Annotated in this window: 7 protein-coding genes and 2 rRNA genes (1 of these 9 only partly in view); 7 read left to right on the top strand and 2 right to left on the bottom strand. The window is 68.6% G+C overall.

From position 1 onward, the window contains the following. The 6 genes from RMN57_RS14360 to RMN57_RS14335 all read left to right on the top strand — a co-directional run. A 23S ribosomal RNA gene (locus RMN57_RS14360) occupies positions 1 to 2,218 on the top strand (it extends 901 nt beyond the left edge of the window). An 80-nt stretch (positions 2,219 to 2,298) separates the two neighbouring features. Beyond that, positions 2,299 to 2,415: ribosomal RNA gene (gene rrf, locus RMN57_RS14355) — 5S ribosomal RNA — on the top strand. Positions 2,416 to 2,690: 275 nt separating this feature from the next. Continuing rightward, entirely contained in the window at positions 2,691 to 5,336 is a 2,646-nt protein-coding gene (locus RMN57_RS14350; RefSeq protein WP_313763799.1) for a sensor histidine kinase KdpD, read from the top strand. 38 nt (positions 5,337 to 5,374) lie between these two features. Then, positions 5,375 to 6,055: a response regulator gene (locus RMN57_RS14345; RefSeq protein ID WP_313763798.1), complete on the top strand. Its 681-nt coding sequence runs from the start codon at positions 5,375 to 5,377 to the stop codon at positions 6,053 to 6,055. A gap of 107 nt (positions 6,056 to 6,162) precedes the next feature. Beyond that, a complete protein-coding gene (locus RMN57_RS14340) occupies positions 6,163 to 6,570 on the top strand; it encodes an OB-fold nucleic acid binding domain-containing protein (protein WP_313763797.1) in 408 nt (135 codons plus the stop codon). After that, positions 6,567 to 7,331, top strand: coding sequence for a DUF3159 domain-containing protein (locus RMN57_RS14335; protein WP_380233936.1), 765 nt, complete (start codon positions 6,567 to 6,569; stop codon positions 7,329 to 7,331). The genes RMN57_RS14340 and RMN57_RS14335 overlap by 4 nt, the downstream gene beginning before the upstream one ends. A 100-nt stretch (positions 7,332 to 7,431) precedes the next feature. On the opposite strand, the gene RMN57_RS14330 is transcribed toward RMN57_RS14335, so the two are convergent. Together RMN57_RS14330 and RMN57_RS14325 are read right to left on the bottom strand one after the other, a co-directional pair. Next, entirely contained in the window at positions 7,432 to 8,103 is a 672-nt protein-coding gene (locus RMN57_RS14330) for a TrkA family potassium uptake protein (RefSeq protein WP_313763795.1), read from the bottom strand. Beyond that, positions 8,103 to 8,771, bottom strand: coding sequence for a TrkA family potassium uptake protein (locus RMN57_RS14325; RefSeq protein ID WP_313763794.1), 669 nt, complete (start codon positions 8,769 to 8,771; stop codon positions 8,103 to 8,105). The genes RMN57_RS14330 and RMN57_RS14325 overlap by 1 nt, the downstream gene beginning before the upstream one ends. A gap of 236 nt (positions 8,772 to 9,007) precedes the next feature. On the opposite strand from RMN57_RS14325, the gene RMN57_RS14320 reads away from it, so the two are divergent. Continuing rightward, the gene (locus RMN57_RS14320; RefSeq protein WP_380233943.1) at positions 9,008 to 11,071 is read left to right on the top strand and encodes an APC family permease; all 2,064 of its coding nucleotides are present in this window, start codon (positions 9,008 to 9,010) and stop codon (positions 11,069 to 11,071) included. The last annotated feature ends 1 nt before the right edge of the window (position 11,072 follow it).

Genomic DNA, 11,072 nt, shown 5'->3' with positions numbered 1-11,072 from the left:
TGATAGCTGGTTCTCCCCGAAATGCATTTAGGTGCAGCGTCACGTGTTTCTTGCCGGAGGTAGAGCACTGGATAGGCGATGGGCCTCACCGGGTTACTGACCTTAGCCAAACTCCGAATGCCGGTAAGTGAGAGCGTGGCAGTGAGACTGTGGGGGATAAGCTCCATGGTCGAGAGGGAAACAGCCCAGAACACCGACTAAGGTCCCTAAGCGTGTGCTAAGTGGGAAAGGATGTGGAGTCGCAGAGACAACCAGGAGGTTGGCTTAGAAGCAGCCACCCTTGAAAGAGTGCGTAATAGCTCACTGGTCAAGTGATTCCGCGCCGACAATGTAGCGGGGCTCAAGCACACCACCGAAGTCGTGTCATTCACATAATAGGCCCAACGGCTGTGTGGATGGGTAGGGGAGCGTCGTGTGCCGGGTGAAGCGGCGGTGGAAACCAGTCGTGGACGGTATACGAGTGAGAATGCAGGCATGAGTAGCGATACAAGAGTGGGAAACTCTTGCGCCGATTGACCAAGGGTTCCTGGGTCAAGCTGATCTGCCCAGGGTAAGTCGGGACCTAAGGCGAGGCCGACAGGCGTAGTCGATGGACAACGGGTTGATATTCCCGTACCCGCTTTGAAGCGCCAACGCTGAACCAGGTGATGCTAAAGCCGTGAAGCCGGCCCGGAGTCTTCGGACGATGGGACGTGGTGGAGCCGCTGAACCAAGCCTGTAGTAGGTGAGCGATGGGGTGACGCAGGAAGGTAGTCCAGCCCGGGCGGTGGTTGTCCCGGGGTAAGGGTGTAGGGCGTTGTGTAGGCAAATCCGCACAACACGTAGCCTGAGACCTGATGCCGAGCCGATTGTGGTGAAGTGGATGATCCTATGCTGTCGAGAAAAGCCTCTAGCGAGTTTCATGGCGGCCCGTACCCCAAACCGACTCAGGTGGTCAGGTAGAGAATACCGAGGCGTTCGGGTGAACTATGGTTAAGGAACTCGGCAAAATGCCCCCGTAACTTCGGGAGAAGGGGGGCCATTCCTGGTGACGAGTCTTGCACTCCGAGCTGGGGGTGGCCGCAGAGACCAGCGAGAAGCGACTGTTTACTAAAAACACAGGTCCGTGCGAAGCCGTAAGGCGATGTATACGGACTGACGCCTGCCCGGTGCTGGAACGTTAAGGGGACCGGTTAGCTCCATTTCGGTGGGGCGAAGCTGAGAACTTAAGCGCCAGTAAACGGCGGTGGTAACTATAACCATCCTAAGGTAGCGAAATTCCTTGTCGGGTAAGTTCCGACCTGCACGAATGGCGTAACGACTTCTCGACTGTCTCAACCATAGGCCCGGTGAAATTGCATTACGAGTAAAGATGCTCGTTTCGCGCAGCAGGACGGAAAGACCCCGGGACCTTTACTATAGCTTGATATTGGTGTTCGGTTCGGCTTGTGTAGGATAGGTGGGAGACTTTGAAGCAGCAACGCCAGTTGTTGTGGAGTCGTCGTTGAAATACCACTCTGGTCGTGCTGGATGTCTAACCTGGGTCCGTGATCCGGATCAGGGACAGTGTCTGGTGGGTAGTTTAACTGGGGCGGTTGCCTCCTAAAGGGTAACGGAGGCGCCCAAAGGTTCCCTCAGCCTGGTTGGCAATCAGGTGTTGAGTGTAAGTGCACAAGGGAGCTTGACTGTGAGACTGACGGGTCGAGCAGGTACGAAAGTAGGGACTAGTGATCCGGCGGTGGCTTGTGGAAGCGCCGTCGCTCAACGGATAAAAGGTACCCCGGGGATAACAGGCTGATCTTCCCCAAGAGTCCATATCGACGGGATGGTTTGGCACCTCGATGTCGGCTCGTCGCATCCTGGGGCTGGAGTAGGTCCCAAGGGTTGGGCTGTTCGCCCATTAAAGCGGTACGCGAGCTGGGTTTAGAACGTCGTGAGACAGTTCGGTCCCTATCCGCTGTGCGCGTAGGAGTGTTGAGAAGGGCTGTCCCTAGTACGAGAGGACCGGGACGGACGAACCTCTGGTGTGCCAGTTGTTCTGCCAAGGGCATGGCTGGTTGGCTACGTTCGGGAGGGATAACCGCTGAAAGCATCTAAGCGGGAAGCCTGCTTCGAGATGAGCACTCCCACCTCCTTGAGAGGGTAAGGCTCCCAGTAGACGACTGGGTTGATAGGCCGGATATGGAAGCCCTGTGAGGGGTGGAGTTGACCGGTACTAATAGGCCGAGGGCTTGTCCTCAGTTGCTCGCGTCCACTGTGTTGTTCTGAAACAACGACCCCCACCGCTCTGCGGGTGGGCGGCAGATAGTTTCATAGTGTTTCGGTGGTCATAGCGTGAGGGAAACGCCCGGTTACATTCCGAACCCGGAAGCTAAGCCTCACAGCGCCGATGGTACTGCAGGGGGGACCCTGTGGGAGAGTAGGACGCCGCCGAACAATTCTTCTGAAGAACCCCCATCCGGGTCCCGGATGGGGGTTCTTCGCGTTTCCCGGCAAATTCCCCGCACAATCCCGCACCATCCCGACGGCCTGCCACCGCGCGACCGTTGCCCGAGCGCCCCGAGCGGGCCCTCCACCGTCAATATGGCGCTAAAACTGCCTGATCAGCGCCCGGATCGCTGGAGAATCACCCGTTACGCCGTAGTCTCCAAGGTGAGGGGAACAGGTGTCCGGGGTGGTACCCCGGACGGGTCCGATCAAGAATGGTGCTCATGGGACGCGGCAGGCTGCGGATCTACCTCGGGGCGGCTCCCGGGGTCGGCAAGACGTACGCCATGCTCGCCGAGGCCCACCGGCGGCTGCAGCGCGGCACCGACGTCGTGGTGGCGTTCGTGGAGGACCACGGGCGTCGGCACACGGCGGAGCTGGTGGCGGGCCTGGAGGTCGTGCCGCGCCGCGAGCTGACGCACCGGGGCGCCGTGTTCACCGAGATGGATCTGGACGCCGTACTTGCTCGCCGGCCGCAGGTGGCGCTGGTGGACGAGCTCGCCCACACCAACGTGCCCGACTGCCGCAGCGCCAAGCGCTGGCAGGACGTCGAGGAGCTGCTGGCGGCCGGGATCGACGTCATCTCGACCGTGAACATCCAGCACCTGGAGTCGCTCGGCGACGTCGTCGAGGGCATCACCGGTGTCCGGCAGCGGGAAACCGTGCCGGACGAGGTGGTCCGCCGGGCCGACCAGATCGAGTTGGTCGACATGTCCCCGCAGGCGCTGCGGCGGCGGCTCGCCCACGGCAACGTCTACGCGCCGGAGAAGATCGACGCCGCCCTCGCCAACTACTTCCGCCCGGGCAACCTCACCGCGCTGCGCGAACTCGCCCTGCTCTGGACGGCCGACCGGGTCGACGAGTACCTGCAGAAGTACCGGGCCGAGCAGGGCATCAAGGGCACCTGGCAGGCCCGGGAGCGGATCGTGGTCGGCCTGACCGGCGGGCCCGAGGGCGCGACCCTGATCCGCCGCGCGGCCCGGATCGCGGCCCGCGGCTCCGGCGGCGAGCTGCTGGCCGTCCACATCTCCCGCTCCGACGGCCTGGCCGGCTCCGGCTCGGGCTCCTCCCGGGCGCTGATCGAGCAGCGCGCCCTGGTCGAGAACCTGGGCGGCAGCTTCCACGCCGTCCTCGGCGACGACCCCGCCGCCGGGCTGCTGGACTTCGCCCGGGGCGTCAACGCCACCCAGATCGTGCTCGGGACCAGCCGCCGGCCGGCCTGGCAGTACATCTACGGCCCGGGCGTGGGCACCACGGTGACCCGCGACTCCGGCGACATCGACGTGCACATCGTCACCCACGAGCAGGCCGCCAAGGGCCTGGGCCGGGTACCGATCCGCCGGGTGACCGACCTCGGCCGGACGCGGACGGTGGCCGGCTGGGCGATCGGCGTCGCCGGGCCGCCGCTGCTGGCACTGCTGCTCACCCACGTCGAGGGCCTGGGCCTGACCACCGACATGCTGCTGTTCCTGTCGCTGACGGTCTGTGCGGCGCTGGTCGGCGGGCTCTTCCCGGCGATCGCCTCCGCGCTGGTCGGCTCCTCGGCGCTGAACTACTACTTCGCACCGCCGATCCACACCTTCAGCATCGACGAGCCGCAGAACATCATGGCGGTGGCGATATTCACCGCCGTCGGCATCGCGGTCGCCTCGGTGGTGGACCTGGCGGCCCGGCGCACCCACCAGGCGGCCCGCAGCCAGACCGAGGCGCAGACCCTCGGCGTGCTCGCCGGCACCGTGCTGCGCGGCGCGCAGAGCGGGGAAGGGGTGCTGACGGCCCTGCTGGAACAGGTCCGGGAGACCTTCCAGCAGGATTCCGCGGCGCTGCTGGAGCGGCCGGACCCGCTGGGCCCGTGGCAGCGGGTGGCCGCGGCCGGCCCGCACCCGCCGGAGCGGCCCGAGGCCGCCGACGTGGACGTGCCGGTCGGCGACTCCCTCGCCCTGGCCCTGCGGGGGCGGGTGCTGCCGGCCGAGGACCGCCGGCTGCTGGGCGCCTTCGCCAGCCAGGCGGCCGTCCTGCTGGAGCACCGCCGGCTGACCGAGGAGGCCGCCGCCGCCCGCCGCGAGGCCGAGGGCAACCGGATCCGCACCGCGCTGCTGGCCGCCGTCTCGCACGACCTGCGCACGCCGCTGGCCGGCATCAAGGCCTCGGTCAGCTCGCTGCGCTCGGCCGACGTCGAGTGGGACGAGGCGGACGAGGCCGAACTGCTGGCCGGCATCGAGGCCGGCGCCGACCGGCTAGACCACCTGATCAACAACCTGCTGGACATGAGCCGCCTGCAGACCGGCACCGTCACCCCGCTGATCCAGGAGACCGACCTGGACGAGGTGGTGCCGCCGGCCCTCGGCGGCGTCCCGCCGGAGGCCGTCCGCACCGACGTCCCGGAGACGCTGCCGATGGTCCGGGTCGACGCCGGGCTGCTGGAGCGCTCCCTGGCCAACCTGGTCGAGAACGCCGTCAAGTACAGCCCGCCCGGGGCGAAGGTGCTGGTCAAGGCCGACGCGCTGGTGCCGGCGGACGGCCCCGCCCGGGTCGAGCTGCGGATCGTCGACCGGGGCCCGGGTGTGCCCGAGGAGGCCAAGGAGCGGATCTTCGCGCCGTTCCAGCGCTACGGGGACGCGCCGCGGGGCGCCGGGGTGGGGCTGGGACTCGCCGTGGCACGCGGCTTCGTCGAGGCGATGGACGGCACCGTGAGCGCCGAGGACACCCCGGGCGGCGGCCTCACCATGGTGGTCACCCTGCCCGCCGTCGACCGCCCGCCCGAGCCGGTGGCCGCCGCGCCCGACTCACCCGCCGAACGGGCCGAGCCGGCCGAACGGGCCGAGCCGGCCGAACGGGCCGAGCCGGCCGGACGGCCGTCCCCCGCATGACCACCGATCTTCCGACAGCTGTGAAAGGCGGAGCCCGCATGACCCGGGTCCTCGTCGTGGACGACGAACCGCAGATCGTCCGCGCACTGGTGATCAACCTCAAGGCCCGCAAGTACGAGGTGGACGCGGCCCACGACGGCGCGAGCGCGCTGGAGCTGGCCGCCGCCCGCCACCCGGACGTGGTCGTCCTCGACCTCGGCCTGCCCGACATGGACGGCGTCGAGGTGATCAAGGGGCTGCGCGGCTGGACCAGGGTCCCGATCATCGTGCTCTCCGCCCGGCACGCCTCCGACGAGAAGGTGGAGGCGCTCGACGCGGGCGCCGACGACTACGTGACCAAGCCGTTCGGCATGGACGAGCTGCTCGCCCGGATGCGCGCGGCCGTCCGCCGCGCCGAGCCGGTCGCCGGGGAGGACGACTCGCTGGTCGTCACCGACAGCTTCACCGTCGACCTGGCGGCGAAGAAGGTCAACCGGGACGGCGCCGACATCCGCCTCACCCCGACCGAGTGGCACCTGCTGGAGGTGCTTGTCCGCAACGCCGGCCGGCTGGTCAGCCAGACCCAGCTGCTCCAGGAGGTCTGGGGCCCCGCCTACCGCACCGAGACCAACTACCTGCGGGTCTACCTGGCCCAACTGCGCCGCAAGCTGGAGCGCGACCCCTCGCACCCGCGCCACTTCATCACCGAGCCGGGCATGGGCTACCGCTTCGAGAGCTGAGCGGGACGGCCGGGCGGGCACCCGTTCGCCGCTCCTGCGGCCCCGTCCGGCCCCCGTTCGACCTCGCGGCCTGCCGTCGGGAGCCCCGAAACCGGTACCCTTCCCGCATGAGTGGTGACAACAGCAGCGGCCAGCCGCAGGGGCGTTTCCGCCGCCTGCTCAGTCGGCTGACCTCCTCCGCGGAAGAGCTGGAGGCGGAGGAACTGCGCCAGGAGACCGCGGCGGAGACGGGCTGCACTCCGATCGCCAGCTGCGGGGACCGGCAACTGGTCACCGTCGCCGGCACCCTGCGCACCGTGACCCTTCGACCGCGGGCCGGGGTGCCCGCGCTGGAGGCGGAACTCTTCGACGGCACCGAGGCGCTGGACGTGGTCTGGCTCGGCCGCCGCTCCATCGCGGGTATAGAGCCCGGCCGCCGGCTGGTCGCCAGCGGCCGGATCAGTCACGCACGCGGGCGCCGCGTGCTGTTCAACCCCCGCTACGAGCTGCGTCCGGTCGGACACGGGAGCGAATGAGCGTGAGCAATCAGCCCGGCGGCGAGCCCGCCACCCAGCTCGGCGCGGTCCGGGTCGGCCCGGAGGACGACGCCGCGGCCGAGGCGGCGAGGCAGGCGGCGGCCTCCAAGGAGGCGGCCGACACCGTGATGCAGGCCTTCGGCGGCGTCCGCGGCATGGTCGACATGACCCTGCCCGGCCTGGTCTTCATCGTGACGTACAACATCACCCACCAGGTGTCCGCGGCGGCCTGGGCGGCCCTCGGGCTGAGCGGCCTGTTCGTGGTGGCGCGCCTGGCCAAGCGGGAGACCGTCCAGCACGCCTTCAGCGGCGTCTTCGGGGTGGCCATCGGCGCCTGGATCGCGATGAAGACCGGCAAGGCGGAGGACTTCTACCTGCCCGGCCTGCTCTGGAACGTCGGGTACTGCATCGCCTTCGCCGTCTCGGCGCTGGTCCGCTGGCCGCTGATCGGTGTGATGCTCGGCCCGGTCACCGGGGAGATGTTCACCTGGCGCCGGCAGAACCCGGGCCGGCTGGCCGCCTACGTCAAGGCCACCTGGGCCTGGGTGGTGATCATGGGCATCAAGCCGGTGATCCTGTTCCCGCTGTACTTCACCCACAACGTCAACCTGCTCGGCTGGCTCAAGGTCGCCCTGGGCATCCCGCCGATGCTGCTGGCGATGTACGTCACCTGGCAGATCCTGCTGAAGGCGCCGCCGCCGATCAAGGCGCAGCTGGACGAGGAGCCCGAGGAGCAGCCCGCCGGCGCCGACCGGTCCTGAGCCGCGACGGCCCGGCGCAGAGCCACGGGAGCAACGGGGAGGGCCCGCACTCGTCGAGTGCGGGCCCTCCCCCGTTGCGGCGGCTACCGGGCCTTCCCGGCTACTGGGCGCCCTCGGAGGTGGAGAGCAGGTTCTCCAGCTCCTCCTCGCGCTCCTGCGCGGCCACGAAGAGCAGCTCGTCGCCGCCCTCCAGGGTGTCGTCCTTGCCGGGGGTGAGCACCCGGCCCTCGCGGATGATGGTCACCAGCGAGGTGTCCACCGGCCACGGCACGTCGCCGACCCGGGTGCCGACCAGCTCGGTGTCGGCGGCCAGGGTGAGCTCGACCAGGTTGGCGTTGCCCTGGCTGAAGCGCATCAGCCGGACCAGGTCGCCGACGCTGACCGCCTCCTCGACCAGGGCGGACATCAGGCGCGGGGTGGAGACGGCGACGTCGACGCCCCAGGACTCGTTGAAGAGCCACTCGTTCTTCGGGTTGTTGACCCGGGCGACCACCCGCGGCACGCCGTACTCGGTCTTCGCGAGCAGCGAGACGACCAGGTTGACCTTGTCGTCACCGGTCGCGGCGATCACCACGTGGCAGCGCTGCAGGGCGGCCTCGTCCAGCGAGGTGATCTCGCAGGCGTCCGCCAGCAGCCACTCCGCCATGGGCACCCGCTCCACCGAGATGGAGTTCGGGTTCTTGTCGATCAGCAGGACCTCGTGGCCGTTCTCCAGCAGCTCGCCCGCGATCGAGCGGCCGACGGCACCGGCCCCGGCAATGGCGACGCGCATCAGTGGCCCTCCCTCTCCGGCGCCTGCGCGAACGCGGCCTCGACGGCCGACAGGTCGGCGCGGCGCAGCATCACGTGGATGAGGTCGCCCTCCTGGACCACCATGGTCGGGGTGGGCAGCACGCCCTCGCCCAGCCGGGTGACGAACGACACTCGGGCGCCGGAGGCCTCCTCCAGCTCGCTCAGCCGGCGGCCTACCCAGAGCGGGTCGTAGGCGACCTCGGCGAGCTGGACGGCGCCGCTCGGGTCCTGCCAGAGCGGCTCGGCGCCGCTCGGCAGCAGCCGGCGCAGCATCTGGTCGGCCGTCCAGCGGACGGTGGCGACCGTCGGGATGCCCAGGCGCTGGTAGACCTCGGCGCGCCGCGGGTCGTAGATGCGGGCCGCGACGTTCTCCACGCCGAAGTTCTCCCGGGCGACCCGGGCCGCGATGATGTTGGAGTTGTCACCGCTGGAGACGGCCGCGAACGCGCCGGCCTCCTCGATGCCCGCCTCCTTCAGGGTGTCCTGGTCGAAGCCGACACCGGTCACCCGGCGGCCGTTGAATCCGGCACCCAGCCGACGGAACGACGTCGGATCCTGGTCGACCACTGCCACCGAGTGGCCCTGTTTCTCCAGCGCTCTCGCGAGGGCGGAGCCCACGCGGCCGCAGCCCATGATGACGATGTGCACCGGCGCTACCTCACCCGTCCCGTTGGGTTCTTGACCTGCGCAAACACCGTTCATCTTCCTTTCCCGCCCGGCTGTCCGGGGCGAGCGTCCTGGTGGGGGCCCGACACGACAACTGGAGTGTTGCCCGCGTGCTCGTATCCGACACGCTAGCCGGTCCACCGAACACAGTCGCGACGAAGGGGGGGCCGCAAGTCGGAACCCGGGGCGAACAGCCCCTACGATTCCTTACCGTGCCTATGCCGACTGACCTTCCGAAACGCATCCTGATCGGGCGCGCGCTGCGCAGCGACAAACTCGGGGAGACCCTGCTCCCCAAGCGGATCGCGCTGCCCGTCTTCGCCTCGGACGCACTCTCCTCGGTCGCGTACGCGCCCGAGGAGATCCTGCTGACCCTCTCCGTGGCGGGTGCCTCGGCGATCCACTTCTCGTGGCAGATCGGCGTCGTCGTCGCCATCGTGATGCTCGCGGTGGTGGCCTCGTACCGGCAGAACGTGCACGCGTACCCGAGCGGCGGCGGCGACTACGAGGTCGCCACCGTGAACCACGGCCCCAACTCCGGGCTGGTGGTCGCGAGCGCGCTGATGGTGGACTACATCCTCACCGTGGCGGTCTCCACCACCTCCGGCGTCGCCAACGTGGTCTCCGCGGTGCCCTCGCTGCGCGGCCACGAGCTGACCCTCTCGGTGGTCGTGGTCATCGTGCTGATGGGCATGAACCTGCGCGGCGTCCGCGAGTCCGGAAGCGCCTTCGCCGTCCCGACGTACGCCTTCATGGTCGGCGTGATCGGCATGGTCGTGTACGGCTTCGTCCGCCACTTCGGCCTCGGGCAGGACATGCCCGCCGAGAGCGCCGGCTTCCACCTGGAGGCCACCGCCGGGAACGACTCGCTGGCCGGCTTCGCGATGGTGTTCCTGCTGCTCAAGGCGTTCTCCTCGGGCTGTGCCGCGCTGACCGGCGTCGAGGCGATCTCCAACGGCGTGCCCGCCTTCCGCAAGCCGAAGAGCAAGAACGCCGCCACCACGCTGCTGATGATGGCGTCCATCGCCGTCGTGATGTTCATGGGCATCATCTGGCTGGCCCGCCTCACCGGCGTGCAGATGGCCGAGGAGCCCGCCGAGCAGCTGATCGGCGCGGGCAGCGATTACCACCAGAAGACCGCGCTCGCCCAGATCAGCGAGGCCGTGTTCTCGAACTTCACGCCCGGCTTCTACTTCGTCGCCGCCGTGACCGGCCTGATCCTGGTGCTGGCTGCCAACACCGCCTTCAACGGCTTCCCGGTGCTCGGCTCGATCCTGGCGCAGGACCGCTACCTGCCGCGCCAGCTGCACACCCGCGGCGACCGGCTGGCCTTCTCCAACGGCATCATCCTGCTGGCGCTGGCCGCGATCCTGTTCATCATCGCCTTCGACGCCGACCCGACCCGGCTGATCCAGCTCTACATCGTCGGCGTCTTCGTGTCGTTCAACATGAGCCAGTCCGGCATGATCCGGCACTGGACCAGGGAGCTGCGCACCGAGACCGACCCGGCCAAGCGCCGCCACATGCAGCGCAGCCGGGCGATCAACACCTTCGGTCTGGTGATGACCATGGCCGTGCTGATCGTCGTCCTCGCGACCAAGATCAGCCACGCCTGGATCGCGATCGCCGCGATGGTCGTGCTGTTCGTGATGATGAAGGCGATCCGCCGGCACTACGACCGGGTCTCCCACGAGCTGGTCGCCGCCGAGGAGCCGGACGACGTGGTGCTGCCCACCCGGGTGCACGCCATCGTGCTGGTCTCCAAGCTGCACAAGCCGGCCCTGCGGGCCCTGGCGTACGCGAAGCTGGCGCGCGCCCACACGCTGGAGGCGGTCACCGTCAACGTGGACCCGGCGGACACCGCGGCGCTGCGCCGGGAGTGGGACGAGCGCGGCATCGAGGTGCCGCTGAAGGTCCTGGACTCGCCGTTCCGCGAGATCACCGGGCCGGTCCTGGACTACGTGAAGAACCTGCGCCGCAGCAGCCCGCGCGACGTGGTCTCGGTCTACATCCCGGAGTACGTGGTCGGCCACTGGTACGAGCACCTGCTGCACAACCAGAGCGCGCTGCGGCTCAAGGGGCGCCTGCTGTTCAAGCCCGGTGTGATGGTCACCTCGGTGCCGTGGCAGCTGGAGTCCTCGGAGCGGCGCAAGCCGCAGAAGGCCTGGTCGGCGCCGGGCGCCGTCCGTCGGGGTGAGCCCCTGGCGCCGAAGGCCGTAAAGTCGAATGTCTCGACCACGCCCGGCGACTCCGCCGGCAGCAGCAAGGACTCCGCCAAGTGAC

This window comes from Kitasatospora sp. CM 4170 (assembly GCF_032110285.1).
Lineage (GTDB): Bacteria > Actinomycetota > Actinomycetes > Streptomycetales > Streptomycetaceae > Kitasatospora > Kitasatospora aburaviensis.
This window is presented reverse-complemented; position numbering and strand designations above follow the sequence as displayed.